The 26,303-nt window shown below is 62.5% G+C and carries 26 protein-coding genes; 16 read left to right on the top strand and 10 right to left on the bottom strand.

The window, feature by feature from the left end:
- Positions 1 to 112: 112 nt before the first annotated feature.
- Positions 113 to 1,642, bottom strand: coding sequence for a putative bifunctional diguanylate cyclase/phosphodiesterase (locus D3242_RS14465; RefSeq protein ID WP_038648967.1), 1,530 nt, complete (start codon positions 1,640 to 1,642; stop codon positions 113 to 115).
- Positions 1,643 to 1,889: 247 nt separating this feature from the next.
- Here D3242_RS14465 and D3242_RS14460 point away from each other — a divergent pair, with 247 nt between their 5' ends.
- The gene (locus D3242_RS14460) at positions 1,890 to 2,285 is read left to right on the top strand and encodes a (R)-mandelonitrile lyase (protein WP_019860539.1); all 396 of its coding nucleotides are present in this window, start codon (positions 1,890 to 1,892) and stop codon (positions 2,283 to 2,285) included.
- 26 nt (positions 2,286 to 2,311) lie between these two features.
- On the opposite strand, the gene D3242_RS14455 is transcribed toward D3242_RS14460, so the two are convergent.
- A complete protein-coding gene (locus D3242_RS14455; RefSeq protein ID WP_081295864.1) occupies positions 2,312 to 2,971 on the bottom strand; it encodes a TetR/AcrR family transcriptional regulator in 660 nt (219 codons plus the stop codon).
- A gap of 118 nt (positions 2,972 to 3,089) precedes the next feature.
- Between D3242_RS14455 and D3242_RS14450 the strand changes: the two genes are divergently transcribed.
- A complete protein-coding gene (locus tag D3242_RS14450) occupies positions 3,090 to 4,607 on the top strand; it encodes an MFS transporter (protein ID WP_064980526.1) in 1,518 nt (505 codons plus the stop codon).
- A gap of 70 nt (positions 4,608 to 4,677) precedes the next feature.
- On the opposite strand, the gene D3242_RS14445 is transcribed toward D3242_RS14450, so the two are convergent.
- Positions 4,678 to 5,880 carry a pyridoxal phosphate-dependent aminotransferase gene (locus D3242_RS14445; protein WP_027047279.1) on the bottom strand — a complete coding sequence of 401 codons (1,203 nt, stop codon included), beginning with the start codon at positions 5,878 to 5,880 and terminating at the stop codon, positions 4,678 to 4,680.
- A 221-nt stretch (positions 5,881 to 6,101) separates the two neighbouring features.
- Here D3242_RS14445 and D3242_RS14440 point away from each other — a divergent pair, with 221 nt between their 5' ends.
- The 3 genes from D3242_RS14440 (at position 6,102) to D3242_RS14430 (ending at position 8,617) form a co-directional block, all read left to right on the top strand.
- On the top strand, positions 6,102 to 6,995 hold the full coding sequence (locus tag D3242_RS14440) for an EAL domain-containing protein (protein WP_038648962.1): 894 nt from the start codon (positions 6,102 to 6,104) through the stop codon (positions 6,993 to 6,995).
- On the top strand, positions 6,992 to 7,840 hold the full coding sequence (locus D3242_RS14435) for an EAL domain-containing protein (RefSeq protein WP_064980525.1): 849 nt from the start codon (positions 6,992 to 6,994) through the stop codon (positions 7,838 to 7,840). Before D3242_RS14440 ends, D3242_RS14435 begins: the two co-directional genes overlap by 4 nt.
- Positions 7,841 to 8,008: 168 nt before the next feature.
- Positions 8,009 to 8,617, top strand: a complete 609-nt coding sequence (locus tag D3242_RS14430; RefSeq protein WP_038648957.1) for a glutathione S-transferase family protein — start codon at positions 8,009 to 8,011, stop codon at positions 8,615 to 8,617.
- Positions 8,618 to 9,091: 474 nt separating this feature from the next.
- On the opposite strand, the gene D3242_RS14425 is transcribed toward D3242_RS14430, so the two are convergent.
- Complete coding sequence (locus tag D3242_RS14425; RefSeq protein WP_010910991.1) at positions 9,092 to 9,304, bottom strand: cold-shock protein; 213 nt, start codon at positions 9,302 to 9,304, stop codon at positions 9,092 to 9,094.
- 274 nt (positions 9,305 to 9,578) lie between these two features.
- Between D3242_RS14425 and D3242_RS14420 the strand changes: the two genes are divergently transcribed.
- On the top strand, positions 9,579 to 9,908 hold the full coding sequence (locus D3242_RS14420) for a hypothetical protein (RefSeq protein ID WP_027047277.1): 330 nt from the start codon (positions 9,579 to 9,581) through the stop codon (positions 9,906 to 9,908).
- 37 nt (positions 9,909 to 9,945) lie between these two features.
- Here D3242_RS14420 and D3242_RS14415 read toward each other — a convergent pair whose 3' ends face one another.
- Complete coding sequence (locus D3242_RS14415) at positions 9,946 to 10,515, bottom strand: methylated-DNA--[protein]-cysteine S-methyltransferase (RefSeq protein ID WP_064981630.1); 570 nt, start codon at positions 10,513 to 10,515, stop codon at positions 9,946 to 9,948.
- Positions 10,516 to 10,696: 181 nt separating this feature from the next.
- Between D3242_RS14415 and D3242_RS14410 the strand changes: the two genes are divergently transcribed.
- Positions 10,697 to 11,635, top strand: a complete 939-nt coding sequence (locus D3242_RS14410; protein WP_081295863.1) for a lytic transglycosylase domain-containing protein — start codon at positions 10,697 to 10,699, stop codon at positions 11,633 to 11,635.
- Between the two features lie 5 nt (positions 11,636 to 11,640).
- On the top strand, positions 11,641 to 12,129 hold the full coding sequence (locus tag D3242_RS14405; RefSeq protein WP_064980523.1) for a GNAT family N-acetyltransferase: 489 nt from the start codon (positions 11,641 to 11,643) through the stop codon (positions 12,127 to 12,129).
- 250 nt (positions 12,130 to 12,379) lie between these two features.
- Here the strand turns inward: D3242_RS14405 and D3242_RS14400 are convergent, their stop codons facing one another.
- Positions 12,380 to 12,718: a hypothetical protein gene (locus tag D3242_RS14400; protein ID WP_064980522.1), complete on the bottom strand. Its 339-nt coding sequence runs from the start codon at positions 12,716 to 12,718 to the stop codon at positions 12,380 to 12,382.
- A gap of 176 nt (positions 12,719 to 12,894) precedes the next feature.
- Here D3242_RS14400 and D3242_RS14395 point away from each other — a divergent pair, with 176 nt between their 5' ends.
- The 7 genes from D3242_RS14395 (at position 12,895) to D3242_RS14365 (ending at position 19,315) form a co-directional block, all read left to right on the top strand.
- A complete protein-coding gene (locus tag D3242_RS14395) occupies positions 12,895 to 13,638 on the top strand; it encodes a DUF899 family protein (RefSeq protein ID WP_064980521.1) in 744 nt (247 codons plus the stop codon).
- Between the two features lie 42 nt (positions 13,639 to 13,680).
- A complete protein-coding gene (locus D3242_RS14390) occupies positions 13,681 to 14,814 on the top strand; it encodes a YihY/virulence factor BrkB family protein (protein WP_425374457.1) in 1,134 nt (377 codons plus the stop codon).
- A gap of 124 nt (positions 14,815 to 14,938) precedes the next feature.
- Positions 14,939 to 15,484: a DUF4142 domain-containing protein gene (locus tag D3242_RS14385; protein WP_064980519.1), complete on the top strand. Its 546-nt coding sequence runs from the start codon at positions 14,939 to 14,941 to the stop codon at positions 15,482 to 15,484.
- 252 nt (positions 15,485 to 15,736) lie between these two features.
- On the top strand, positions 15,737 to 16,129 hold the full coding sequence (locus D3242_RS14380) for a Rid family hydrolase (protein ID WP_064980517.1): 393 nt from the start codon (positions 15,737 to 15,739) through the stop codon (positions 16,127 to 16,129).
- Between the two features lie 178 nt (positions 16,130 to 16,307).
- Positions 16,308 to 16,700, top strand: a complete 393-nt coding sequence (locus D3242_RS14375) for a RidA family protein (RefSeq protein ID WP_064980515.1) — start codon at positions 16,308 to 16,310, stop codon at positions 16,698 to 16,700.
- A gap of 162 nt (positions 16,701 to 16,862) precedes the next feature.
- A complete protein-coding gene (locus D3242_RS14370; protein WP_064980514.1) occupies positions 16,863 to 17,651 on the top strand; it encodes a type I restriction enzyme HsdR N-terminal domain-containing protein in 789 nt (262 codons plus the stop codon).
- 47 nt (positions 17,652 to 17,698) lie between these two features.
- The gene (locus tag D3242_RS14365) at positions 17,699 to 19,315 is read left to right on the top strand and encodes an RNA-directed DNA polymerase (RefSeq protein WP_081295862.1); all 1,617 of its coding nucleotides are present in this window, start codon (positions 17,699 to 17,701) and stop codon (positions 19,313 to 19,315) included.
- Positions 19,316 to 19,422: 107 nt separating this feature from the next.
- On the opposite strand, the gene carB is transcribed toward D3242_RS14365, so the two are convergent.
- The 3 genes from carB to D3242_RS14350 form a co-directional block, all read right to left on the bottom strand.
- Positions 19,423 to 22,926: a carbamoyl-phosphate synthase large subunit gene (gene carB, locus D3242_RS14360; protein ID WP_064981626.1), complete on the bottom strand. Its 3,504-nt coding sequence runs from the start codon at positions 22,924 to 22,926 to the stop codon at positions 19,423 to 19,425.
- A 243-nt stretch (positions 22,927 to 23,169) separates the two neighbouring features.
- A complete protein-coding gene (locus D3242_RS14355; protein WP_081295861.1) occupies positions 23,170 to 24,171 on the bottom strand; it encodes an SH3 domain-containing protein in 1,002 nt (333 codons plus the stop codon).
- A gap of 213 nt (positions 24,172 to 24,384) precedes the next feature.
- Positions 24,385 to 25,143, bottom strand: a complete 759-nt coding sequence (locus D3242_RS14350; RefSeq protein ID WP_064980509.1) for a metallophosphoesterase family protein — start codon at positions 25,141 to 25,143, stop codon at positions 24,385 to 24,387.
- A 224-nt stretch (positions 25,144 to 25,367) separates the two neighbouring features.
- On the opposite strand from D3242_RS14350, the gene D3242_RS14345 reads away from it, so the two are divergent.
- Positions 25,368 to 25,838, top strand: coding sequence for a nucleoside deaminase (locus D3242_RS14345; protein ID WP_019860517.1), 471 nt, complete (start codon positions 25,368 to 25,370; stop codon positions 25,836 to 25,838).
- A 33-nt stretch (positions 25,839 to 25,871) separates the two neighbouring features.
- Here D3242_RS14345 and D3242_RS14340 read toward each other — a convergent pair whose 3' ends face one another.
- Complete coding sequence (locus D3242_RS14340; protein WP_064980507.1) at positions 25,872 to 26,228, bottom strand: ArsR/SmtB family transcription factor; 357 nt, start codon at positions 26,226 to 26,228, stop codon at positions 25,872 to 25,874.
- Positions 26,229 to 26,303 lie beyond the last annotated feature (75 nt).

Below are 26,303 nucleotides of genomic sequence, written 5' to 3'. Positions count from 1 at the left end.
CGACCGTCGCGGGCGGGGTTCTTTTCCTGTTGCCACCTGCCCTGAAGCATCGTCCCACTTGTTTGCCGGCAGGGCAAGGGAAATAGAAATCCGCTGCCGTGCGGTGGGGGTCTCAGGCGCTCAGCGCCAAGGGTTCGGCATCGATGGCGCGCAAGGGCGCCACCTTGTCGCGGGGCGCCGGCCTGCCGAAGAAGTAGCCCTGGAAACGGTTGCAGCCGGCGGCCTTGGCCAGCGCGAACTCTTCCTGCGTCTCGACACCTTCCGCCACGATGGTGACGTCCTGGATGCGCGCGATCTGCGCCAGCGCCGAAACGAAGATCTGCGCCACTTGGTCATGGGCAAGGCTGTGTATGTAGGAGCGGTCGATCTTGATGCTGTCGATGGGCAGGGTTTTCAGATAGTTGAAGCCGCAATGGCCGGTGCCGAAATCGTCGAGCGCAATGTGGAAGCCGAGGCCGCGCAACACTTCGAGGCGCCGCAGGATTTCGGGCGTGGCGGCGGTCGCCACGGTCTCGGTGATCTCGATGATGAACTGCGTCGCCGAGCAACCGGTTTCCTTCAGCACGCGGTCGCACATGGTGACGATCTCGTCGCGCTTCAGTTGCTCGCCCGAAACATTGATGGAGATGCGGCGCCCGGGGAAATGGCCGACATCGGTGCAAGCCCGCTTAAACACCCATTCGCCGAGCATGTCGATCAGGGTCGAGCGTTCGGCGATGGGGATGAACTCGGCCGGCGAGATCAGCCCGCGAACCGGATGACGCCAGCGGATCAGCCCTTCGAGAGCATAAGCGGACCCGTCCGGATTGACGATCGGCTGGTAGTGCAGTTCGAGTTCGCCCAGATAGACCGCCGCGCGCAACTCCCGCTCGACCAGGCGCCGGTAGCGCTTGTCGGACAGCATCTCCTCATCGAATACGGTGACGCGGCCACGGCCGGCCGCCTTGCTTTCGTAGAGCGCCAGGTCGGCAACCAGCATCAGTTCCGCCGTGTTGGAGGCATGAGCCGGCGCCAGTGCCACGCCGACCGAGATGGAGAGCGGAATGGTCTTGCCTTCATGCGATTTGCCGGCCCGCATCGTATCGAGCAATTGCCTGATGTCCTTGTTGATGGCGGCGAGGTCGCCATGCGGAATGATGACGCCGAATTCGTCGCCGCCCAACCGTCCGACCATGCCACCGGCAAAGACGCGTTCCGACGTCTTGACCAGGTGCACCAGGGCCAGGTCACCGAACTGGTGCCCGAACGTGTCGTTGAGCTGCTTGAAATGATCGACATCGATCAACAGCAAAGTCGCCTCGCGCCGGTCGCGCATGGTGCCCAAGCTATCGCGCAGCGCTTCGAGAAAGTAGCGCCTGGTCATCGCCCCGGTCATGGCGTCCCTGGTCAGGAAATGATGTTTTTCTGCTTCCGCCGCTTCCGCCGAGCGCAAGCGATGGACGACGCTGCTGCGCATGTACATCAGTGCCAGCAAGGCAAGGCCGGTGGCCAGGCTCGAGACGGCGAAGGCGCCGCCCGAGGGCAGGTTGCGCGAGATGTCGAAAGCGCCGAATGCGGCGGCGCCGATGCTCAGCAAAAGCAGGGCCTGGATGCCGCGATAGATCCGGCCGCTATGGTCCTTGATCGTCGCCAGTATGCTCATCCGACGGCCCCCGCAATGCAGGCTCACGGCTAGTGGCGAGCCGTTAAGAAGACATTGAATTCGCCGTTGCTTCGCCCCGTGCCGTCATGCGCGAAAGGTTCATGGTTAAGGAGAGAAAACCGCTTCTTCCTCCAGACAGCCGAAACGGCCGGTTGCGCCTCGGGCGATATCGGCGGACAATGCTTTTGCCTCGACGAGCAGCGGCGTTTACCGCCGGTCGCTTCACCACCAGTTTCAGGATCAGACGATGAAGATCATTGCTTGCGGCAGCGTGCCGACCATCATAGCGCCGGAGAAATACTTCACCGGCCGGGTTCTGCAGACGCCGATCATCGAGGCGGAGGCGCCGGCGCGGCTGAGAGCGACACTGGTCAGCTTCGAACCGGGGGCGCGCACCCACTGGCACACACATCCGCTCGGCCAGACGCTTTATGTCACCTCGGGCGCCGGGCTTGCCCAGACATGGGGCGGCCCGGTCCAGGAGATCAGGGCAGGCGACGTGATCTGGTTCGCGCCCGGTGAGAAGCACTGGCATGGTGCCGGGCCGAAGACGGCGATGGCGCATATTGCCATGCAGGAAGCGCTCGACGGCGTCCATGCCGACTGGCTGGAGGCGGTTTCCGGCGAGCAATATGGCAGCTAAGACCTGACCAGCCGCGGACGGCGGGCCTATTTGGGTCGCACCATGCTCAGGAACAGCGCGGAAAGGTTTGCCGCGAGTTCGCTGCCGTCGCGCACGCCACCTTCGATGGCGTGATCGACTGCGCCGTGCAGCCCGTTGAACAGGACGATCGCGGCGAGGTCCTGGTCGTCGACGGACCAGGCGCCGGCTTTCGTGCCGGCCGCCAGCAAGGCAGAGAGATCGCCGAGCAGCGGGTTGTCGCCTTTCATCTGCCGCTGGTCGGGGCGATGGTCGTGGAAGACGACGTCGTGCAGCCGATGGTCATCGAGATAGGCCTCGATGCCGGCGCTGACGAAGCTCTTCAGGCGCCCGGTCCAGTCATCAGTCGGGCAGGCCTCCATGGCGCTCAGGATGCGGGCGCGAAACCCCGCCACGAACCGCTCGCGCAGGGCGGCAACGACATCCTCCTTGGAGGTGAAGTAGAGATAGAAGGTGCCTTTGGCGACTTCGGCCCTGGTGGCGATCTCGTCGATCGTCGTGGTGCCGACGCCCTTGGCAACGAACAGCGACGTGGCGGCCCGCAAGATATCGTCACGGCGCACCTCGGCTGGCTTGGTGCGTGGTTTCAGTGCCTTCCTGGCAATGACAGGCATAGGGTTCGGCTCACCGTTCGGGTCTTTCCGCAGCACTGGCTTATCGATTTTCATTAACCTGCTTCTAACGGTCGAGACAAGCTTTTTATAATGATTCCAAAGTAACTTATCCATATTGACTGACCGTCGGTCAGTGGCATAGATGGCTGCATGTTTCATGTTGGGATAGACCATGCCGAAGAACCGCCTGCCGCTCGTCGCCGCCGTCTATCTCGGCACGTTTGTCGCCTTGCTCGACGTCAGCATCGTCAATGTCGCGCTGCCGACCATCCAACAGGCGCTGCACACCGATTTCGGCGGCATGCAATGGGTGGTCGATTCCTACACGCTGTGCCTGTCGGCCTTCATGCTGTCGTCGGGGCTGATCGGTGACCGCTATGGCCGCAAGCGCTCATGGCTGGCGGGCGTCGGCATCTTCGTTGCCGGTTCGCTGATCTGTGCCGTCGCGCCCAATTTGCCGGCGCTGCTCGCCGGCCGCGTGGTGCAAGGCATTGCCGGCTCGCTGCTTATTCCTGGCGCGCTGTCGATCCTGACGCAGGCTTTTTCCGATCCACGCGAGCGGGCCGGCGTCATCGGCGGCTGGGCCGCGTTCGCCGCCGTTTCTCTGGTCGTCGGCCCGGTGCTGGGCGGCATTCTGGTGCAGACAGTCGGCTGGCAGAGCATCTTCCTGATCAATCTGCCGCTCGGCCTTTTCACCATCACGCTGGGCGCCGTGTCGATCGAGGAGACGGCGCATCCCGAACATGCCCATCTCGACCTTGTCGGCTTGGCGCTCTCGATCCTGTGGCTCGGCGCGCTGACCTTCGGCCTGATCTCTGCCGGCGAGAACGGCTGGGGCGATGCCTGGACCATCACGGCCATCATTGCCGGTGTCGTTGGCCTGGCGGCCTTCCTTGGCTTCGAGGCGCGCACGCCACGGCCCATGCTGCCGCTCGGCCTGTTCCGCGACGTGCGCTTTGCCGTCGCCAACGTCGCCTCGTTCGCACTCGGCTTCACCTCCTACAGCTGCGTCTTCTTCTTCTCGATGTTCCTGCAGCAGGTGCAGGGCTGGTCGCCGACGCAGACCGGCCTGCGCATGGCGCCGGCCTTCCTTGTCCAGATTGTCGTGTCACCCTGGATCGGCCGGCTGAGCGGCCGCTATGGGCATTCGCTCTTGATGACGGCGGGCTATGTGCTGATCGGGCTTTCTATGCTCGGCATGTGCTGGGCCGGGCCGTCGACGCCATACGCGTTGCTCTGCGCCCTGTTCATCATCAACGGTCTCGGCAATTCGCTGGCGATCCCGACCGGCAGTGCCGCCGCCATGTCCTACGCGCCACGCGAGCGCTCCGGAATGGTGTCGGCCGTCATCAACGCCACCCGCCAGAGCGGGCTGGCCATCGGCATCGCGCTGCTTGGCGCCTTGATGAGCATGCGGGCGACGAGCCTGTTGACCGGATATCTCCGCGATGCCGGTGTCGGCAATGCCGAAGCGGTGGCTCGTGCCGCCATATCACGGCATGATTTCGCAACCGACGCGGCAATCGGCGCGGGTGGCGTGCATCGGCTGTTCGCCACCGCCTATGCCGGCGGCTTCCACGCCGCGATGCTGACGGCGGCGATTGCCGCCTTCCTCACCGCCGCTCTGCTGATCATGGTCCTAGCGCCGGCCGAGGCGCGTTCGGCCAGGCAAGCAAAGCAACAGGCGTAAGCAGCCTCGCCTCCCAACAAAAACCCGGCGATGATGGCGCCGGGTTTCTTTTGTCGCCAGATCGATCCGATCAGGTCAGCGATGCCGTGAAGCGCTGGATGCGCGTGCAGGCTTCCTCCAGCAGCGACTCCGAGGTCGCATAGGAGATGCGGAAGTTGGGGCCGAGGCCGAAGGCCGAGCCGAACACCACCGCAACACCTTCCGCCTCGAGCAGTTCCGAACAGAAGGCCTCGTCGGTGTCGATCACCTTGCCGGCCTTGGTCTTCTTGCCGATCAGCTGGGCACAGGACGGATAGACATAGAAGGCGCCTTCCGGCGACGGGCACGTGATGCCGCGGGCCTGGTTGAGCATCGAGACGACGAGGTCGCGCCGCCCCTGGAAGATCGCCTTGTTCTTCGCGATGAAGTCCTGTGGGCCGTTGAGCGCCTCGACGGAAGCCCATTGGGCGATGGTGCAGGCGCCCGAGGTCTGCTGGCCCTGGATCATGTCCATCGCCTTGATCAGCTGGACCGGACCGGCTGCATAGCCGATGCGCCAGCCGGTCATGGCATAGGCTTTCGACACGCCGTTCATGGTCAGCGTGCGCTCATAGAGCTTCGGCTCGACTTCGGCGATGGTCTTGAAGACGAAGTCGCCATAGGTCAGGTGCTCGTACATGTCGTCGGTCAGCGTCCAGACATGCGGATGCTTCAACAGCACGTCGGCCAGCGCGCGCAGTTCGGCTTGCGTGTAGGCCGCGCCCGACGGGTTGGACGGCGAGTTCATCAGCAGCCATTTGGTCTTCGGCGTGATCGCCTTCTCCAGCACTTCGGCCGTCAGCTTGAAGCCATTGTCGATCGAGGTGTCGGCGAACACCGACGTGCCGCCGCAGATCGCCACCATTTCGGGGTAGCTGACCCAGTAGGGGCGGGGGATGATGACCTCGTCGCCGGGGTTCAGCGTCGCCATGAAGGCGTTGAACAGGATCTGCTTGCCGCCGGTGCCGACAATGGTCTGCTCGGGCTTGTAGTCGAGATTGTTCTCGCGCTTGAATTTTTTTGCGATCGCCTCGCGCAGCGGCACAATGCCCGAAACCGGCGGGTACTTGGTTTCGCCACGGCGGATGGCTTCGATCGCCGCATTCTTGATGTTGTCGGGCGTGTCGAAATCCGGTTCGCCGGCGCCGAGGCCGATAATGTCACGGCCGGCATTTTTCAGCTCGCGCGCTTTCTGCGTCACCGCGATGGTGGCGGAAGGCTTTACGCGGGAAAGGGTGTCGGCAAGAAAGGCCATGACCAGATATCTCTCCTTGGGAAGATCGGCGCGGCCAGGAGCGGCCGCGGCGCTTCTCATGTCGCATGATTTCGCTCAGTGCAAGCATTGTCGGCTGATCCAGGCCTCACCGAGCCGTGATTGCCACCTGTAGGCGGCAACAAAAAATTCATTAACGGGCGGTAAGGGCTTGAGTGGCAGGATCGCAATCCATTCCGCCATTTCGCGGAGCGAGGGAACCCTTGTCGCGCAGCATCGGGCTTGCCCATATCATCCGTCATGATGACGGCACCTCGTCAGGTGTCTGGGGCATCTACACGCTGCAAAGCGCCTTCCAGCCGATCTTCGCGTTCAAGGAGGGCAAGCTGTCGGTTGCCGCCTTCGAAGGGCTGATCCGGCCGTTTCGCGACGGCGAGCCGCAATCGCCGATGGCCTTCTTCTCGACCTGTCCGGCCGCCGACCGCCTGCATGTCGAGGCGCTGACCAGGACATTGCATCTGCTCAATGCCGGCGCCTGCCTGCCGCAGGAGGCGTCGATCTTCGTCAATTTCGACCCGTCGGTGTTCACCGAGCGGTCGATCGCCGACAATGCCCTGCGCGAAATGCGGCTGGTGCTGCACGAGGCCGGCATCGATCCGGGCCGTGTCGTGTGCGAGGTGACCGAGCAGAGATCGGCATCGCAGGAGACCCTGCACAGCTTCGTCGCCGCACTCAAGGGCAACGGGTTTCGCATCGCCGTCGATGACTATGGCGCCGACGATTCCGACATCAACCGCATCAAGGAGTTGCGGCCCGACATCGTCAAGTTCGACGCCACCTGGATCACGCAGCTGATGGAGTCCGGCGCCGGCTTCGCGCTGTTGACGACGATGGTCAAAAGCTTCGAAGAACAGGGCATCCGCACGGTGTTCGAGGGCATCGAGGAAGGGTGGCAGCTGGAGCTCGCCGAAAAGTCCGGCGCTTCCATGGTCCAAGGTTTCGTGCTGGCGCGGCCGGAACTGGCGCCGACGAGTTTCCGTGTTTTCGGGAAAACTCCGGACCCGGTTGCCGCCGCAAGTGATGCGTCCACTGCCTCCACCGTCGCTCCGCGTACGGCGCGGCCGGCAAAAGCCTTCGGGCGCAGGGTCGCGCCATGAGGATCGAGCGGCGGCGCAATGTCGGCGAGGCGATCTTCGTTGACGAGATCGGCATCGAATACGGCGTCCATGGCGAGTTCCGCCTGCGCAGCGCCTACCAGCCGATCTTCGCGCCGCTTGGGCGTTCGCTGCACGCAGTGGCGGTCGAGGGCCTGATCGAGCCGCACCGCGCCGGCAGGGCAGGGTCGGCGCGGGCGTTCTTCGAAAGCGTTGCCCCGGAGGACCGGGTGTTTGTCGAGACCATGTGCCGGGTGCTGCATCTCAGGAATTTCCACAATATCGGCGTCGACGGGCTCGATCTGTTCTTCAACTACAATCCGATGGTCAACGACCATTCCGGGCGGGCGCTGGCCGAGATCAGGCTGATGAGCCGGCATCTCGGCGAACTCGGCCTCGCCCCCGGCATGCTGGTCTGCGAAATCACCGAACAGGCGGCGGACGAAGCGCTTCTGGCCCACCTGGTGCGTGAAATGCGGCGCGACGGCATCCGCATCGCCATCGACGATTTCGGTACCGGCCATTCGACCGAGGAGCGGGTGAGCCTGCTTCAGCCCGACATCGTCAAGATCGATGGCGGCTGGTTCGCGGAATTCTGCCGCCATGCCGCCGCCGAACGCTTCTTCCGCCCGCTGGTCTCCAGCCTGCATGACCGCGGCGCCAGGGTGCTTGTCGAAGGCATCGAGCAGCCCGTCCATCTGCGCGTCGCGCTCGACGGCGGCGTCGACCTGCTGCAGGGCTATCTTCTCGCACGGCCGGCGCTGGCCGGCACCATCTTCAACGAAGAACCGCTCGTTATCGATGCGCTGCTGGGCAGGGAGAACAATGTCGTGCCGCTGTTCGGCTAAGCGACTTCGGCGACTGGCGAAAGCGGTGCCACAGCGTCCTTCTCCCCGTTCTACGGGGAGAAGGATGCTCTCATCAGCGCCGCTGATTGTCCCACCAAAACAAATCATTGGTTGAAGGCACGGCGGCTGCGATAATCGCCTGGTCAGGGCAGCTCTGGGGACCGATCCATGATACTCTACAGCATGATCGACAGCGGCAATTGCTACAAGCCGCGCCTGCTGATGGCCAAGCTTGGCCTCGCCTTCACCACGATCGAGGTGAGTTCGCATACCGGCGACACGCGCAAAGCCGATTTCGTTGCCAAGAACCCGAATGCCATGGTGCCGCTGCTCGAACTCGACGACGGCCGCCGGCTGGCCGAGTCCAACGCCATCCTGCTCTATCTCGCCGAAGGCACGCGCTTCCTGCCGGCGGACAAGTATGAACGTGGGCTCGCCTATCAATGGCTGTTCTTCGAGCAATACAGCCACGAGCCCTATATCGCCGTGCGCAAGGCCCTCCTGACCTTTCCCGAACGCGCCAGGGATGCGACGCCCGAGCGGCTGGCGATGACGCTGGAGCGCGGCCACAAGGCGCTCGGCGTGATGAACAGATATCTGGAGAACAACGCCTTCTTCGCCGGCACTGCCTTCAGCGTCGCCGACATCGCGCTCTATGCCTACACGCACACGGCCGAGCAGGGCGGCTTCCAGCTCGACGCCTATCCGGCTGTCGTGGCCTGGCTTGGCCGCGTCGAGGCGGATCCGGGGCACGTGCCAATCGAGTGGGTGGGTTGAGACCTTCTCAATTATTCTACTCCGGCGGCCACCTAGCGCGGTTTTCTGCGCTTCCGGTGCTCACGTCTTAAACGTACGCTCCGCCCCCGTTTTCGAAAACCACGCTATCTGACTCGCCAGAGCGAATTCTTGAAAAGGCCTCGGCGCTGCGGCTAAAGACGTCGAAAGTTTCCGGCTCGAACTTCGGCCAACGCCTTTTTGGCAAACTCGTCCAGTCGACCTGCCTTTGCATCGGCCTCGATCATCGGGGTTGCAAAGTTAAATGGCTGAACCCAGACAAACAAAAAGGCGGGATAAATCCCGCCTTCCCATGCTTGGTAGCCTGATTGGGAGCGTCCGGTCCGGGCTGGCAGCTATCTGCTGTTCCAGCTTGTCGGGTCTTTCCGCTCCGGGCCCGCTTCTCGCGCGACCGTCAGTACATCCGTGACTTGCCGCGCGCCCCGAGCTCTCGCCCGGCGCGCGCCATTCGCAAAATCAGGCTGCCTTGCTCAGAGATCCAGCGGACGACTTGCCAGTGCGGCGGTCCTGCTCGATCTCGAAGTTGATCTTCTGGCCTTCGACCAGGGTCGACAGTCCAGCGCGCTCGACAGCGGAGATGTGGACGAAAACGTCCGCGCCGCCCGCGTCAGGCTGGATGAAGCCGAAGCCCTTGGTGGCGTTGAACCACTTGACCGTTCCAGTTGCCATAAAAATAGTCCTTGCATTTGCTTTGGTTTGACCGGACCGAAGTCCAGCCGGTGTGCATCGAGATTTTGGAGATAGACGTCAGCAAACGCGAAGATCGCGAGGCCCGGATCGATCGGCCGAAATATCAATGGGGCTGATATAGGCTGCTTTCGTTCCAAAAACAAGACTGCGTGAGAAAGCTGTGATTGAAGGCCTGCCCAACGGCCGCCCCAATCTGGTGGAACCGTCGCGGCAGATCGCGCTGTCCGTGGGCGGCGGATCAGGGGAGGAAACCATGAAAACCATAGTGCTTGCCGCCTGTCTGACGCTGGTGGCCGCCGAGGCGCAGGCGATCTCGCGCTATGACCCGACGCATATGAGCTGCGGCAAGGTGCAGTCGACGATCGCCAGGCAAGGCGCGGTCATCCTGCGCTACCAGTCGAAACGCGTGCCCGGGCTGCCGCTCTACGACCGCTATGTGCAGAGCCAGCAATTCTGCACCATGGGCGAGGTGCGGACGCGCGCCTATGTGCCGAGCGCCGACACCAGTTCCTGCCCGGTCTACAACTGCAAGCGGCCGGACAATGACCGGCATTTCCGCCGGCGATTTTTCCACAACAATTAGGGCGACGCCAAGTAGGGGCAGCGTCCGCGCCGGCGGCTCAGAAGCCGAAGGATACCTGCGCCGGTGGCGGCGGGCCGACGCGCACGCCTTCCATGGCCAGCATCTTCTCCTTGGTGACGGAGCCGCCTGGCGCCGAGAAGCCGCCGATCTTGCCGCCGGCCGCCAGGATGCGGTGGCAGGGGATGACCAGCGGCACGGGGTTGGCGCCGAGGGCGGCGCCGGTTTCGCGTGGCAGGCCGGCATGGCCGGCGCGCTTGGCGAGTTCGCCATAGGTGGTGGTCTCGCCATAGCTGAGTTTGCGTGCCGCGTCGTAAATGGCCAGGCGGAAATCGTCGACGCCGTCGAGATCGACCGGAACGTCGGAGAAATCGACGTCCTCGCCGGCGGCGTATGCCTTGATCGAGGCGATCAGCTCGACCACCCATGGCGGCTGCGCCGTGGAGGCGGAAACACCGCTATGGCGCATCAGCCGCCGCTCCACTGATTCACGGCTGCGTTCGGGCAGGCAGAGCCGGATCAGGCCCTTTTCGCTCCAGGCGATGCCCATGAAACCGATCACTGTTTCTAACACTGCGTGGCCAGCTGTGATCGACGGTGTCGTTTCCATGATGCGCTCCTTTCCGCAAAGTGGCGAAATCCGGGATTCCTGCCGGTACATATCAGGAACAATATGGCATCACCGCCCGCGTCTCGCCACCCGAAAACCACCAGATGGCCCCGATTGCTACCCTGGAATCGCTGGTGTAAGGGATTTCTTAACACCCCGACGAACCGGACCCGAGCGCGGCTTGCCAGCAAAACAAACCCTTATCGCGATCGGCGTGATCGTGGCAGCAGCCGGCATCAGCGGCTGCACCTCGACCTCGCAGATGAAGCCTGCGCCGTCCCTGACCGAAACCGCGACCGTTGCCGGCAGCGATGCCGGCTTCACCATACCGCTGCCTGAGACGGTTTCGGTGCTGCCGCAATCCTCGGGTATTCCGCCCGTCCAGACCGCCGAATTGACGCCGGCGACCGCGCCGGCGCTTGATCCCGCCGCCCAGCCGGCCATGGCGACCGCCGCCTTTGCCGGCTCCACGCCGGCCGCACCCGCCGTGCCCGCTGTCATGACCGCCAACGCCTGGCAGGCGCCGCCGCCGGCCAGGGCGGGTAAGCCCGTCAAGGCGGCTCAAACGGCTGAGACCTACACCACCGCCGGGCTCATTGTGCCGGCGGTCGCCGGCGGCGGCCAGAAACTGCCCGGGGTGCAACAGGTCGGCTATGTGGTGCCGCAGAACCCGGCTTCCCTGGTGCAGTTCCCCTCCGCGCCGGTTGGTCCGGCGCAGGAAGAGCACACGGGCATGCGTGGCGATGTCGACCGTCTGATCGTCAAATACGCCGCGCTCTACCAGGTGCCGGTGGATCTGGTGCGCCATGTCGTCAACCGCGAGAGCACCTTCAATCCCAAGGCTTACAACAATGGCCATTGGGGGCTGATGCAGATCAAGCACGCGACGGCGCGCGGCATGGGCTATGACGGGCCGGCCAAGGGCCTGTTCGACGCCGAGACCAATCTGAAATACGCGGTCAAATATCTGCGCGGCGCCTGGCTGGTGGCCGGCGGCAACGCCAAGAAGGCCGACTGGCTCTACCAGACCGGCTATTATTTCGACGCCAAGCGCAAGGGCCTGCTCGAGGCGACCGGCCTCGGTGTCGACCGCAAGCGACGTCCGCAGCCCGACGCCTGAGCGCGATGCCTGAACCGCGCCCGCCGGCCCTCAACGACATCCGGCTGCGCAAGATCCTCGACGAGACGCTCGTTGCACCGCACTGGCCGGAAGGTTTTGCCATGCGCTGCTTCGAGCCAGGCGACGCACGACCCCTTCATGCGCTGCTGAGCGAGGTGTTCGACGACGGCGCCGACGGCCCGTTCGACGAATGGTGGCCACGCATATCGGATGATCCCGAATTCGACCCGGCGCTGTGCTTCCTCGTCATCGACGGCAAGGGCCGGCTGGCGGCAGCGGCGCTGTGCTGGACGTCTGCTTTCATCAAGGATCTCGCCGTTCACCCCGAGGCACGCGGCAAGGGCATCGGCGAGGCGCTGATGTGGCAAGCCTTCGCCACTTTTCGCGACCGTGCTGCGGCCCATGTCGACCTCAAGACCAACACGGTCGAGAATGCCGCCGCCGTGCGGCTCTACGAGCGGCTGGGGATGATGCCGGTAGCCTGGGAAGGCTAAAGGGCCGATCGCTTCCTGCCGGTTGGTGCCGGCCGATTTTCCCGCCGCCGAGCGGAAAACCCGGCGCAATGTGAACAGCTTCACATAAGCGGCCGTCGGTCCATGCTAACGAAGCGTCATGACGCCAAACGGCTGATCTGGATCGTCGATCAGCTGGGCACAGGAGGAAGCCGCACCGGCATGTGTCGGCGCCTCCAAGGCAGGTCCCGCGCTGGGGTTTCGGGGCCTGCCTTCATGCGCGATCTTCTCCCTAAATATCCGGCGCGTTGCCGATCTTCTGCTTGATCTCCAGCGCCCAGGCGCGGCCCTCATCGCCACCCCACAGCAGCCAGGCGATATAGCCGGCCGACGGGTTGTCCTCATTGCCGTAATTCTTGCCGCGCTTGTCGACCTCGTGGCGGGCAAAGTAGCTGACCATGCGGCGGATGATGGAGGGGGCGAGCTTCTCGCGGTTCTTCATTTCGGTCACCCGCGCCACGCCGATCTCGGTGCCGCCACGGCCGAACTCTCCGCGCAGCCGCAAGCCCTTGGCCGCATTGTCGGCCACCACTTGCGGGCAGCGCAGGTCAATCTCGTCGGCTTCGTGCATTTTGTCCCCCACGGCTCGCTTTACCTTGCCGTGAGAATGCCGGGAAGCCTGGGAGGTTCCCTTGCAATGAATCGCCGCGCCATCCGAAGAAATGTCGGGAACCGGTCGTCGCCAAACGTCCTTGGGTCGCAGAACAACAGCGCCGGGACGCCGGCGCCGACTTAAGGGAGCCGATCATGATCACCTTTCCCAACGAATCCGCGAAATATCGCACCGCCCGCGAAAAGCTTCTGAAGAAGGAAATCGAGCTGCGCCGCGCCATGGAAGCCGTGGCCGAGGCGCGGCGCGCGCTGCCGCCGGGCGGGCTGATCCGCCAGGACTATGTCTTCGATGCGCTCGGTGCCGACGGCAGGCCGGCGAAGACAAAACTGTCGGAACTGTTCGCGCCGGGCAAGGATTCACTCATCCTCTACCAGATGATGTTTCCGCGCCATCCCCAGGAAACGCGCGACGTGGCGGCGAGCGGCGGCACGGCCAAGCTCGCCCGGCCGGACCAGCCATGCCCGTCCTGCACGGCGCTGCTCGACCAGTGGGACGGGGCCGTCGGCCATCTCGAAGCCGCCGGCTTCAATTTTGCGGTTGTGGCGAAAACCGCGCTGGAAAATCTCGTTACGCTCAGCCGCGATCGTGGCTGGAAGAACATGCGGCTGGTGTCGTCGGCCGCCAACAGCTTCAAGCGCGACTACAATGCCGAGGATGCCGGCGGCGCGCAGATCCCGCTGCTGTCGGTGTTTCACCGTGACGGCGACGCTATCCGCCATTTCTGGTCGTCCGAGCTCGGCTTCGCGCCGCCGGAGCCCGGCCAGGACCCGCGCGCCATCGGCACCTGCGAGATCCTGTGGAACCTGATGGATTTCACGCCGGAGGGCCGGCCGGATTGGAATGAGCAGCTGCAGTATGGCGAGGCGTGCTGTCACTGACATCAGGACGTTTCGGCTTCAGTCGCCGCGCTTCAGCTTGGAATGGCTTTCGGCAAGTGGTCGCTATCCCACCTGCTCGACGCGCCAGGCGGGGCTGGTGCCTGCTTCGGCCGGAACATCGGAAGGCCCGCCGCATTGATAGGAGACGGTTTCGACCCCCTTCACGGATTCGAAATGCGACCGACAACAGTCAGCAGCCTGTGGGACTTGGTGCGAGAAAGCCTGGTTGGCTTTGTCAACGACAATGCCCTTAGCCACGGCGCGGCGATGGCCTTTTATGCCGCCACGTCGCTGGCCCCGGTTCTGATAATTGTCGTCGCGATAGCAGGCATTGCGTTTGGGCATGACGCAGCGCAGTTGGCTTTGTCTGCTCAGATCTCGGGGCTGATGGGTTCAGACAGCGCGGCGGTCCTTCAAACCGCGCTCGAAGGGGCATCCAGCAAATCATCGGGGGCCTTGGCGGCCATCATCGGCACGGCCACTTTGCTCGTCACCGCCTCCGCGGTGTTCGGCGAGATGCAGCAGGCCCTGAATGCAATATGGAAGGTTGAAGCGAAAGGGAGTTCGCTGTCGCGGCTCTTGCGCGCCCGTGCGGCAAGTCTTGGCCTGGTCGCCGCCCTCGGCTTTATGTTGCTGGTCTCTTTGGTGGCGAGCGCGGCGATCTCGGCTTTGGGCAATTTGATCAGCGCTCAATTGCCGTTCGGCGAATTTGTTCTGAGCGCGATCAACACCCTGATATCCTTTTCCCTGATCACCGTGATGTTTGCCGCGATCTACAAAGTCCTGCCGGACCGTGCCTTGGAATGGCGGGATGTCTGGATCGGCGCTGTCGTCACCGCCGCTCTGTTCACGTTGGGGAAGTCGCTTATCGGTTGGTATATCGGCACAAGTGCAATCGCTTCCTCATATGGCGCGGCCGGGGGGCTGCTCGTCATACTGCTCTGGGTCTACTATTCATCAGAAATCTTTCTACTCGGTGCGGAGTTGACCCGCGCCTATTCCGTTCGGCATGGCAGCAGGTCCGACTTGTACGGACTGGTTCACAATGCTCCCGCTTCAGAAAACCTTGTTTCAATTCGCCGCAGGACCGGAGCTTCGGGCGTCGTTGCGTTGTTGGCGGTGGCGTGCGTGAGCGCAACGATGACGGCCTTCCTGCTGGGGCCTCGTCGCCCGTAGAGCAGGGGTCAGGCTGCAATCGTGAGGCCGCTTTTCATCCTTCGGACTGGAGAAGCGGCGCGTCGGCAACCTCACCGCCTCTGCCGCGTTGGGCCTTCGAGGACATCTCTCACGGAGCGCTTCGATGAAACCGCATCTCGCCACCGCCATGCTGGCCCTTCTCGCCGGAACGCCTTCAGCCTTTTCCCAACAGCCGTCCAGCGACGTGCCGCCCGTTTCTGAGAACAAGGTCGACACCGAAACCTTCACCAGGACCCTGGCCAGCGCCAACCGCTTCGAGATCGAAAGCGGCAAGCTGGCCGAGAAAAAAGCCGTCGCGGCCGATGTGAAGGATTTCGCCGCACTGATGGTCAAGGATCACACCAAGGCCGGCGAAGATTTCAAGGCGGCGCTTGATAAGAGCCAGACCACGGCGTCCGTCACCCCGCAAGGCCCGCCGTTGGAGCCGAACGACCAGGCGATGCTCGACCAGCTCAAGGCGCTCGACGGCGACGCCTTCCAGGCCAAATACATCACCTTGCAGACGCAGGCACACAAGCAGGCCGTGGCGATGGTTTCCACCTATGCGCAATCCGGCGACGACCCGGCGCTGAAGGAATTCGCCAAGAAGACGCTGGAAACGCTGAAGATGCACGAGATGCATTTGAAGGATTTGGCGGCGGTGCATTAGGGCGCGGCTTGACCCTTGGCTTTTCGAGCTTCGAACGCCCTGAGCCACGCGAAGGGCCGGGGGAGGCTGATCCACCTGCCGGGTCCCCGCTGCTTCGGAGCGTCCCGGCGTTCGCCGGCCTTTCATCGTGCCACTGGCACGATGAATTCGCTTCGCGAACCGGCTGCTCACCCCACAAGGGGAGAAGGGAAGAACGACGCTGGCGTTCGCTGGCCGCCACGATAAGCTCCCCCTAACCCAGGGAGCATCACCATGAAAAAACAAGTCATCGAAGTGCCTGTCATGTCGGACAAGGTGCGCGCACTCGGCCTGCCTTGTTCGACAGCGGTGAAGGCCAATGGCTTCGTCTTCATCTCGGCGACGCCGCCGGTGGACATGGTGACCGGCGAGATGGTGCGCGGCGACATCGAGGTGCAGACCGAGGCGTCGCTGAAGGCGCTGAAACATTGCCTGGAAGCGGCCGGCACCTCGCTCGACAATGTGGTGATGGTGCGCATCTACGCCGTCAATTCCGGCTTCTACAATGCCATCAACCGGGTATACGCCAGGTATTTCTCCACCAACCCGCCGGCGCGGAGTTTCGTGCCGGTGGCGTCCTGGCCGATGGAGTTCGATATCGAGATCGAGTGTGTAGCGGTGGCGTGAGTTTTCCTTCGCGAACCAGCATCCCTGCTGGTTGTTTCCTGAAATTTTGGGTCTGCAAAAAACGCCGCTTCATGCTGACGCGTGGTTTCCATTGAGCGGCGGCTTCCGGGCGACAATGCCGGGCGCTGGCGTTCAGCCTGGAGCGCGATAAGCTCGCGGCAACCACAGGGAGATCGTCATGACCAAGGAAATCGTCGAAGTGCCGGTGCTGTCGGCGGCGGTGCGCGCTCTCGGCGTGCCATTGTCGCTGGTGACCAGGGCTGCCGGGCTGGTCTTCGTCTCCGGCATGCCACCGCTCGATCTTTTGACCGGCAAGCTGGTCAAGGGCGACATCGAGGTACAGACCGAGGCGTCGCTCAAGGCGCTGAAACACTGCCTGGAAGCGGCCGGCACCTCGCTGGACAATGTGGTGATGGTGCGCATCTACGCCGTCAATGCCGGCTTCTACAACGCCATCAACCGGGTCTATGCCAGGCATTTCCCCGAAAACGCGCCATCGCGGACGTTTGTGCCGGTGGCGTCCTGGCCGATGGAGTTTGATATCGAGATCGAGTGTGTGGCTGTCGCGTGAGGGTGAGAGGCGGTCCGCGCAGCGGACGAAAGGCCAATTGCTTGGCTTTTAGAGCTTCGAATGCCCTGAGCCTGCGTAGGGCCGGTGCGTCCTAACATAAGTTTTTGCTTGTCTTTCAAGTAAACTCGTCTCAACTCTCTCCGGGATAGGGAGGGCGAGTCATTGAACAAATTACCGAAGAAATTTATCGAGCGAGTTGCGTCGAGTCTCAAGAAGTATCAGCGGATCACGCTGGCGCAGCAAAAATCCGATGTCGCGGAGGCCGACACGGTTACGTTGGTCAAGGATATCTTGGCCGACGTTTTCGGTTACGATAAATATGACGAACTAACGTCGGAACATCAGATCAAGGCGACATACTGTGATCTCGCGATCAAGATCGCGGGAAAACTGCGATTGCTTGTCGAAGTGAAATCAGCAGGCAGCAGCCTGGCTGATAATCACCTGAGGCAAGTTATCGACTACGGGGCTCACCAAGGCATTCACTGGGTCATCCTGACGAATGCAGTCGAATGGAGACTGGTCCGTATCTATGTGGCAAATCAGATCAGCCACGAAGAAGTTTGCCGCATCGTCCTCGCTGATATGAATCCCAAAAAAGAGGATCATCTGCAGTGCCTTTTCCTATACGCCAAGGAGGGGCTGACAACCGATGCGATGGATGCCTTTCATCAGCAGGCCCAGTTGTTCAACAAGTTTACGGTTTCGGCGATCATCAGGTCCGAAGCTGTAATTTCGGTGGTGCGTCGCGAGATCCGGAAGCTGTTTCCCGATATCAAGGTCGGCAACGAGAACCTGTCTCAGTTGATTGAAAATGAAGTAATCAAGCGGGATACGATCGAAGGCGACAAGGCGAAGGAGGCGGTAGCCAGAATGCGAAAGGCCATGAACAAGTTGGACAGGGCCAAGAGCAAGGCCGCTAAAGTAGTTATCGCTGAGGCTACGAGCTAGTCCTCAATCCAAGGGATCAATAGCTGTCGACCCTAGGATTGGTTCGTATGGCCAAGCTGCCGAACAAAGACATTCGTCTAAAGCGTCTCCTAGAGGCTGGGTATCTACCCGAGGAGCTACCGCCGCCATTTGTAAGTTCAGAATTTGCGAAATTTCGATCTTATTTCAAAAAAAATCTCGACCCGAATGTACAACATTCCGCATATGCTCGATATTCGATCCCCCGTCACAATTCGGCTCGCCGAACTCTCGGCATACCAAATCCCATAAATTATTTCTTCTTGGCGAGAGAGCTGGGCGATCATTGGATCGAAATTCGGCAATTCCTTCGGCAGTCGGTCACGTCGGAGTTTAGACCTATTTTCGATATTTCTGGGCCTCGTGCATTATTTGGGATAGATTTTGATCACGTGGAGGCAGAGATATCGGGACTTCAAGCGTTGCACGACAAGTGCGTCAGGGTCGATATCTCCAGATTCTATCCTACGGTTTATACCCATTCGCTAGGATGGGCTCTCTATACAAAGAAGTTCGTTAAGACGAATCTTCACAAATCTTACAAAGGAAGCTTGGGTGATCGCCTAGACAAGTTGGTGAGGTATTGCCAAGAAAATCATTCCATTGGACTGCCAATCGGCCCGGATACCTCTCGAATCCTTTCTGAAATTATTTGCGTCGCGATTGAGAAATGTATCTCCGAGAAAATCAAATCTTTCTCGTCTAAGGCAGTTCGTTACGTCGACGATATCGTCGTCGGGCTTGGAACTGCAGACAATCCTGAGCAGTTTGTTTCCCATGTTGCCTCGGCTTTTTCGGAATTTGGACTAGAGATAAATATCGATAAGACAAAGGTGATTGGAAAAGGAGAACGTTTTCACCCGGAGTGGGTGTCAATTTTGAGAAATTATCGAATATCGCATGGAACAAAGCGAAAACTGGAGGCGCTAGAGGATTATTTCAAAAATGCTTTCTATCTTTCCTCGGATCATGAAAGGGACAACGTCCTCACTTATGCGGTGAAGCGTTCTCGGTCATTTTCCTTAGAAGATGACGAGTGGGCGCAGTATGAGAATTATCTTTATCGCTGCGCCCGATATAATTCTAACTCCCTCGCGGCTGTGGCTCAGATACTTATCGAGAGAAATCATGATATGGCTCTTAGGGGTCATGGCGTTGATATGACTAAGGCAAAATCTTTAGTTATCGATATAATTAAACAATATTCTCCTCTTGGTTTTGACTACGAGGTCAGTTGGGCTTTATTTATGTGCAAAGCTCTTAAGATTTCTCTGAGCGGCAAGGAAGTGATACCAGTTCTAAATATGACGAGTCCCGTGTGTGCGCTGATTGTCATTGATTTGCAAAATTTGGGACTTCTGCCGAAAGGATTAAATCTAAAATATTGGCAATCCTTTGCCGATGCTGAGGGGTTACGCTCAGGTATGTGGCTCTTCGCCTACGAGATTGCGCAGAAGGGGTGGCTTCCAAATGTATCTAAAGATTATGTGAAGAATGACGCTAATTTTGGGAGGCTTCTTGAGAAATCTGTTTATTTTTATGATGAAAACCGAAACGTAAAGTTTACGCGATCTGAGCGTAAGAAAGCTGCGGCGCAATTGTGGAAGATTAGATGGATTACCAGTAGGTGGGACGAATACTTCTAAGTAGTTTTGTCCAAGTCTGCTGTTACTTGGGTGAGGATGCTCTCGGTCTTCCTCGCAAAGCGGCTTCGCTATGGCGGAGGCATCGCGGAAGAGGAGTCAGGAACTCCTCACGCAAAATACTCCTGCAACGGCCTGACTTCCAAACTCCCTGCCTTCAGCGCGGCAATCGCCTCGGCCACTGCGGCCGCACCCGACAGCGTCGTGTAATACGGCACCTTCTGCATCAGCGTCGCCCGCCGCAGCGACTTCGAATCCGACACCGCCTTCTGGCCGTCCGTCGTGTTGAAGACGATCTGCACCTGGCGGTTGCGGATGGCGTCCTCGATGTGGGGGCGGCCTTCGAGCACCTTGTTGATCTTTTCGGCCACCACGCCGTTTTCGGCGAGGAAGCGCTGCGTGCCTGACGTCGCCAGCACCTTGAAGCCGAGGCCGGCGAGGCGCTTGACCGCCGGCAATATGCCTTTCTTGTCCTCGTCGCGCACCGAGACGAACAGCGTGCCGGAGCGCGGCAGGTCGACGCCGGCGCCGAGCTGGCTCTTGGCGAAGGCGAGGGCAAAATCGCGGTCGAGGCCCATGACCTCGCCGGTCGAGCGCATTTCCGGGCCGAGAAGGATGTCGACGCCGGGGAAGCGGGCGAAGGGGAAGACGGCTTCCTTGACCGCGATGTGGCCGGGATTTCTGGGGTCGGGCATCGCGCCATAATGGGCGAAGGCGTCTTCCAGCGTCTCGCCGGCCATGATGCGGGCGGCGATTTTCGCGATGGGACGACCGATGGTCTTGGCGACGAAGGGGACCGTGCGCGACGCGCGCGGGTTGACCTCCAGCACATAGACCGTGCCGTCCTTGATCGCGTACTGCACGTTCATCAAGCCGCCGACATTGAGCGCGCGGGCAAGCGCCGCCGTCTGGCGTTCAAGCTCGTCGACCAGCTCCGAAGGCAGTGAATGAACCGGCAGCGAGCAGGCCGAGTCGCCCGAATGGATGCCGGCCTCCTCGATGTGCTCCAGGATGCCGGAGACGAAGGTCGCCTTGCCGTCGCAGAGGCAGTCGACATCGACCTCGATGGCGCCTGACAGGTAGGTGTCGAACAGCAGCGGGTTCTTGCCCAAGAGCGTATTGATCTGGCCCGTCTTGTCGTTGGGGTATTTCTGCTTGATGTCCTCCGGCACCAGGCCGGGCACGGTGTCGAGCAGGTAGGACTGCAGCATGCTCTCGTCATGGATAATCTGCATGGCGCGGCCGCCGAGCACATAGGACGGGCGCACCACCAAGGGGAAACCGAGCTCGCCGGCGACGAGGCGGGCCTGCTCGACCGAATAGGCGATGCCGTTCTTCGGCTGGCTGAGGCCGAGCTTGTGCAGGAGCTTCTGGAAGCGGTCGCGGTCTTCGGCCAGATCGATCATGTCGGGCGAGGTGCCGAGGATCGGGATGCCGGCCTTCTCCAGCGCGTCGGCCAGCTTCAGCGGCGTCTGGCCGCCGAACTGGACGATGACGCCCACCAGTTCGCCCGAGGCCTGCTCGGCGCGCAGGATCTCCAGCACGTCCTCCGCCGTCAGCGGATCGAAATAGAGCCGGTCCGACGTGTCGTAGTCGGTCGAGACCGTCTCCGGGTTGCAGTTGATCATGATCGCTTCATAGCCGGCATCGCGCAGTGCGAAGGCAGCATGGCAGCAGCAATAGTCGAACTCGATGCCCTGGCCGATGCGGTTCGGGCCGCCGCCGAGGATGACGACCTTCTTGCGCGACGAGACCTGCGCCTCGTTGGCGAGCGCGCCGGCAAACGGCACTTCGTAGGTCGAGTACATGTAGGCGGTGGGCGAGGCGAACTCGGCCGCGCACGTGTCGATGCGCTTGTAGACGGGATGAACGTCGAGCTTGTCGCGGATTTTCGCGACCACTTCGGCATCGGTCCTGGTCAGCGACGCCAGGCGAGCGTCGGAGAAACCCATGGCCTTCAGCATGCGCAGATTGACGGCGTCCTGCGGAATGCCGTGCTCGCGGATGCGGGCTTCCATGGCCAGGATGCCGGCGATCTGTTCGAGGAACCACGGGTCGATCTTGCACATTGCGTGCACGTCTTCCAGCGAGGTGCCCATGCGGATCGCCTGCGCCACCATGCGCAGCCGGTCCGGCGTCGGCGTGCCGAGTGCCGCGCGGATCGCGTTGCGGTCGTCGGCGTGGTTGGCAACTGCCGCCCCATGGCCGAGGCCGGGGATCTCGATCTCGTCGAGGCCGGTGAGCCCGGTTTCCAGGCCGCGCAGCGCCTTCTGCAGCGATTCCTGGAAGGTGCGGCCAATGGCCATGACCTCGCCGACCGACTTCATGGCTGTCGTCAGCACCGGCTCAGCGCCGGGGAATTTCTCGAAGGCAAAGCGCGGGATCTTCGTCACCACGTAATCGATCGACGGCTCGAAGGAGGCGGGCGTGGCGCCGCCGGTGATGTCGTTCTCCAGCTCGTCCAGCGTGTAGCCGACGGCGAGCTTGGCCGCGATCTTGGCGATCGGGAAGCCGGTCGCCTTGGAGGCGAGCGCCGACGAGCGCGAGACGCGCGGGTTCATCTCGATGACGACGAGGCGGCCATCGGCCGGATTGACGGCAAACTGCACATTGGAGCCGCCGGTCTCGACGCCGATCTCGCGCAGCACCGCGATCGAGGCGTTGCGCATCATCTGGTATTCTTTGTCTGTCAGCGTGAGGGCAGGGGCGACGGTGATCGAGTCCCCGGTGTGCACGCCCATCGGGTCGATGTTCTCGATCGAGCAGACGATGATGCAATTGTCCGCCTTGTCGCGGACGACCTCCATCTCGTATTCCTTCCAGCCGAGCACGCTCTCCTCGATCAGCACTTCGGTGGTCGGCGAGGCGTCGAGGCCGGACTGGACGATGTCGTAGAATTCGGCCCTGTTGTAGGCGATGCCGCCGCCTGTGCCGCCCATGGTGAAGGAGGGGCGGATGATGGCGGGCAGGCCGACATGGTCGAGCGCCTGGGCGGCGATCGCCATGGCATGGCTGATATAGCGCTGCTTGCGGTCGCCTTCGCCGAGGTTCCAGCGGGTTTCCAGCGCGTCGAGTTCGGCGTCGAGATTGTCAGGCTTCTCGGCCTTGAGCGCGGCGCGCTCCGCCTCGTGCGTCTTGCGGTCGGCGTTCTTGACGTCGGTGGCGTTGGCCAGCATCGACTTCGGCGTTTCCAGCCCGATCTTGCTCATCGCCTCGCGGAATAGCGCGCGGTCCTCGGCCTTGTCGATGGCCGTGGCGTCGGCGCCGATCATCTCGACATTGTAGCGGTCGAGCACGCCCATGCGGCGCAGCGACAAAGCGGTGTTGAGCGCGGTCTGGCCGCCCATGGTCGGCAGCAGCGCGTCCGGCCGCTCCTTGGCGATGATCTTGGCGACCACCTCCGGCGTGATCGGCTCGATATAGGTGGCGTCGGCCAGTTCCGGGTCGGTCATGATGGTGGCCGGGTTGGAATTGACCAGGATGACGCGGAAGCCTTCCTCCTTCAGCGCCTTGCAGGCCTGGGTTCCGGAATAGTCGAACTCGCAGGCCTGGCCAATGACGATGGGGCCGGCCCCGATGATCAGGATCGACTTGATGTCAGTGCGTCTTGGCATGTCATAGGTCCGTTCGGCGGGCGGCTTGCACAAAAAACCGGGACGGGAAGACCCGGCCGGTTGTGCTCGCGATTCTGGTATCAGGCTAGGTGGGCCTTATAGGGAAGAGTTTTGGCGGATGTAACCCCGAAAATGCGGGATTGGGGAGTAGGAAATAGGCAGTAGGGATTGGGCAGTAGGCAGTAGGGCTTTTCAAGCGCCTTCGACGTACGCCCCTGCTGCCTATTCCCTACTGCCAAATCCCTAACGTCCAAACGCCACCGTGTCGGTGATCTCGAAGCGCTCGGAGACGCCGATGCGGATCATGCTCAGGCTGCCCTCGCGGGTGAAGCGGAAATCGCCGTTGGTGTCCGAGCCGGCCGGCAGGCCGGCATAGAAGGAGATGAGGCGCGTGCCGCCATCGGGCCAGGTCACGGTGATTTCGGCCTTGTCGGCGCCCTTGTGCACGATGGCAGCCGCGCAACGCTGCATCGGCTGGCCGACATAGCGGGCGCAGGGGATCTCGACGCCACCGCCCGTGGCAATGAAGGTCGGCTGCGGCGGCACTTCCGCAAAGGTCTGCGTGCCGACGGCGGACGCGGCGGCTTGAGGGCGCGGCGTGGGAACGGGAACCGATCCCGCCGCCGAGCCGCTATCGGCAGCCGCATCCTGGGCGAGGGCGGGGATTTCTCCGGTCGACGGGGTTTCGTTCGCCGCCAGCGCCAGGCCGTAAGCGTCCTGCATGGCGATTTCGGCGGTTGACTTGACCGGGGCTTCCGGCGTGACGGGATGGGCCGCGCCGCCGAGCCGCGCCGTCAGGTCGGGCTGTGCCGCCGGCGGCGGCGTTGCCGCATCGGGCGCCGCGCCTGCGTCCGCCGCCTGGTCGAGGGGCACCGTCGCCGGGTTGAAGGGAACGAGGTAGCGCGCCGGGGCCCAGCCGCTGGCTTTGGGATTGTCAGACTCGACCTTGCACCAGGGGTGTCCGTCAATGTCGTTGCAGCCGAGGTTCCTGACGCTGGCGCCGGCGGCCAGACGCGCCTCGGTCTTGCCGGTCGCCGATGGCTTGGCGCGGATATTGAGCAGGTCGTCAGGCGCGAGACCGGTGACGACGGAGATGAAGGGCGTCTCTTCGGCATGGGCCGGGACAACGGCAACAAGCGCCGTCAGCAGCGACGGAGCGGCCATCAGCGCCAAGAGCGTTGTCCGCAGCGTAATTCGGCGCCTCGTCACTTGGCTGTCGGCGATCAATTGCATTCCCAAAGGCACCGCCCGAACCCAAAACGCTGCCGCACGCGAAGCCGGTTTTATAAGCGACGCTGCGCCGCCGTGTCTACAAGCGAGATGTCTACGCCTTGAGTGTGGCCGCGAAGGCGTTTCAGCCGGCCCTCAGCCGGGGAGCTGCATGCAAGGCATTCCGCTGGGGCACGAGCTTCGCTCAGCCCGGCATGAAGCAAGCTTCAGCCCGGCATGAAGCAAGCTTCAGCCCGGCATGAAGCCGGTCCTGAGCCCGTGAGCCCATTCCGGCCTTCCCGCCTGTTCGGCCTGGCGCGCAGCCGCCTCGTGGTCGTAGTCGACGGCGATCGTCTCGAAACGATCGGGCCGGCCTTCGCCGCCCAAGGTAACGATGCCGTAGCGCGCATGCGGCGAACCCTGTTCGGAAACATGTGCCGGCGGGGAGGAATCGTCATAGGCGGGGCAACCGATGCTGCCCGGATTGAAGATGACGGGACCGTCGGGGATGCGGATCAGTTCCGGGCGGTGGCTGTGGCCGCACAGCGCGATGCGGCAGGCTGGATCGAGCGCCTTCAGCCGGCGCCTGATCGCCGCCAGCGGCGCGCGCACCAGCTGGCCATCGACGATCGCGTCGAGCAGGTATTTCTCGTCATGGTCGGGTCGGGCATGGAAGGCGACGATGCCGGGCGCGATCTCCAGCGTCAGCGGCTGGGCGGACAGCACCTGGCGCTGCGCCTGCGTCAGGCGCTCCTGCGCATAGACGTCGGACGCCCACATGGTCTCGTCAGCCGGATCGATGGCGACGCGGCGGTCATGGTTGCCGCGCACCGTCGGCAGGTTCAGCGCTTCCAGGCGCTCAAAAGTCTCGCGCGGCCAGAGCGGGCCTGAAACGCTGTCGCCGAGATTGATGGTGAGCTCAGCGCCGCCGCGCTCACGCAGATCCTCGAGCACGGCGTCGAGTGCCAGGACGTTGCCGTGGATATCGGCGAGGACGGCTATGCGCATGCGGCGTGCTCCCATGGTGCGGCCCCATCGGGACTCCGGCCCGTCTTCGTTATCAACCCGCCGCCTTTGTTATCAAGTCCCCGCTTTCGTCATCAGTCGTTGAGTTCGGGGCAAGCGGGGCACTGCGCGGCCCGCCCACGGCTATCGCGGTAGCACTCCATCTGCTACCGTCCACGCCGTCCCAGTTCATCTATCTACGTAGACAGCTTCGGAAGGCACAGGCGATGACCCGTGACCAGATGTTCGCTCACCTCCGCGCCGCCAATGACGTGGCGCGCGAGGCCGCCGCGCACGGGCACCATCCTTTCGGCTGTGTGCTCGTCGGCCCCGATGATCGCATCCTGATGCGGCAAGGCAACATCAACACCGTGCGCCACGCCGAAACCGAGCTCAGCCGGCGTGCCGCGGACGCCTATCCGCCGGATTTCCTCTGGTCCTGCACGTTGGTCACAACTGGCGAGCCCTGCGCGATGTGCACCGGAACGCTCTACTGGGCAAATATCGGCCGGCTGGTCTACGGCTTCGAAGAGACCAAGCTTCTCGCGCTGACTGGCGACCACGCCGAGAATCCGACGATGAACCTCTCGTCACGCACGGTCCTCGGCTCCGGGCAGAAGCCGGTCGAGGTCCACGGCCCCATCCCGGAGATGGAGGAGGAACTTCTCGCGCCGCATATCGGTTTCTGGCAGCGCTAGCGGCGACAGAGCTTTAGCTTGGAACCTGCAGATCTAGGCCGGCACCTCAATATCGTGGCCGCCGACCGCCGGCAGAGCGGGGTCGTCGACGGCGGCGGCGATGACGCTGTCGAGCAGGCCGGGGAAGCGGGCGTCGAGGTCGGCGCGGCGCAGCGTGATCATGCGGTTGGTGCCGACCACTTCGGCGCGGGTGACGCCGGCCTCGCGCAACTTGGCGAGGTGGTAGCTGAGATTGGTCTTGGAGCCGAGATCGAGGAACTGGCTGCAGTTCAGCGCCGCGCCTTCCTTGCTGGCGAGATAGCGCACGATGGCGAGCCGCGTCGGATCGCCGAGCACGCCAAGCACGATCGGCAGGCTGATCTGGTCCGTATTGGGATGAGGTAGCGTCATGGCTGGAACCTAAGCGCAGTTCGGGCCGATTTCAACGCATCCGTCCTCGCTGGCCCGTACACACTGTTTCTCCAT

It is taken from the genome of Mesorhizobium jarvisii (genome assembly GCF_003601985.1).
Classification (GTDB): Bacteria; Pseudomonadota; Alphaproteobacteria; order Rhizobiales; family Rhizobiaceae; genus Mesorhizobium; species Mesorhizobium jarvisii.
The sequence above is the reverse complement of the archived record's forward strand: the minus strand, read 5'-3'. Positions and strand labels throughout refer to the sequence as shown.

Excerpts from the sequence above, each read along its gene's own strand:
- D3242_RS14465 (WP_038648967.1), bottom strand. The coding sequence starts at position 1,642 with ATGAGCATACTGGCGACGATCAAGGACCATAGCGGCCGGATCTATCGC.
- D3242_RS14460 (WP_019860539.1), top strand. The coding sequence starts at position 1,890 with ATGAAGATCATTGCTTGCGGCAGCGTGCCGACCATCATAGCGCCGGAG.
- D3242_RS14455 (WP_081295864.1), bottom strand. The coding sequence starts at position 2,971 with ATGAAAATCGATAAGCCAGTGCTGCGGAAAGACCCGAACGGTGAGCCG.
- D3242_RS14450 (WP_064980526.1), top strand. The coding sequence starts at position 3,090 with ATGCCGAAGAACCGCCTGCCGCTCGTCGCCGCCGTCTATCTCGGCACG.
- D3242_RS14445 (WP_027047279.1), bottom strand. The coding sequence starts at position 5,880 with ATGGCCTTTCTTGCCGACACCCTTTCCCGCGTAAAGCCTTCCGCCACC.
- D3242_RS14435 (WP_064980525.1), top strand. The coding sequence starts at position 6,992 with ATGAGGATCGAGCGGCGGCGCAATGTCGGCGAGGCGATCTTCGTTGAC.
- D3242_RS14430 (WP_038648957.1), top strand. The coding sequence starts at position 8,009 with ATGATACTCTACAGCATGATCGACAGCGGCAATTGCTACAAGCCGCGC.
- D3242_RS14425 (WP_010910991.1), bottom strand. The coding sequence starts at position 9,304 with ATGGCAACTGGAACGGTCAAGTGGTTCAACGCCACCAAGGGCTTCGGC.
- D3242_RS14420 (WP_027047277.1), top strand. The coding sequence starts at position 9,579 with ATGAAAACCATAGTGCTTGCCGCCTGTCTGACGCTGGTGGCCGCCGAG.
- D3242_RS14415 (WP_064981630.1), bottom strand. The coding sequence starts at position 10,515 with ATGGAAACGACACCGTCGATCACAGCTGGCCACGCAGTGTTAGAAACA.
- D3242_RS14405 (WP_064980523.1), top strand. The coding sequence starts at position 11,641 with ATGCCTGAACCGCGCCCGCCGGCCCTCAACGACATCCGGCTGCGCAAG.
- D3242_RS14400 (WP_064980522.1), bottom strand. The coding sequence starts at position 12,718 with ATGCACGAAGCCGACGAGATTGACCTGCGCTGCCCGCAAGTGGTGGCC.
- D3242_RS14395 (WP_064980521.1), top strand. The coding sequence starts at position 12,895 with ATGATCACCTTTCCCAACGAATCCGCGAAATATCGCACCGCCCGCGAA.
- D3242_RS14390 (WP_425374457.1), top strand. The coding sequence starts at position 13,681 with ATGGCTTTCGGCAAGTGGTCGCTATCCCACCTGCTCGACGCGCCAGGC.
- D3242_RS14385 (WP_064980519.1), top strand. The coding sequence starts at position 14,939 with ATGAAACCGCATCTCGCCACCGCCATGCTGGCCCTTCTCGCCGGAACG.
- D3242_RS14380 (WP_064980517.1), top strand. The coding sequence starts at position 15,737 with ATGAAAAAACAAGTCATCGAAGTGCCTGTCATGTCGGACAAGGTGCGC.
- D3242_RS14375 (WP_064980515.1), top strand. The coding sequence starts at position 16,308 with ATGACCAAGGAAATCGTCGAAGTGCCGGTGCTGTCGGCGGCGGTGCGC.
- D3242_RS14365 (WP_081295862.1), top strand. The coding sequence starts at position 17,699 with ATGGCCAAGCTGCCGAACAAAGACATTCGTCTAAAGCGTCTCCTAGAG.
- carB (WP_064981626.1), bottom strand. The coding sequence starts at position 22,926 with ATGCCAAGACGCACTGACATCAAGTCGATCCTGATCATCGGGGCCGGC.
- D3242_RS14350 (WP_064980509.1), bottom strand. The coding sequence starts at position 25,143 with ATGCGCATAGCCGTCCTCGCCGATATCCACGGCAACGTCCTGGCACTC.
- D3242_RS14345 (WP_019860517.1), top strand. The coding sequence starts at position 25,368 with ATGACCCGTGACCAGATGTTCGCTCACCTCCGCGCCGCCAATGACGTG.
- D3242_RS14340 (WP_064980507.1), bottom strand. The coding sequence starts at position 26,228 with ATGACGCTACCTCATCCCAATACGGACCAGATCAGCCTGCCGATCGTG.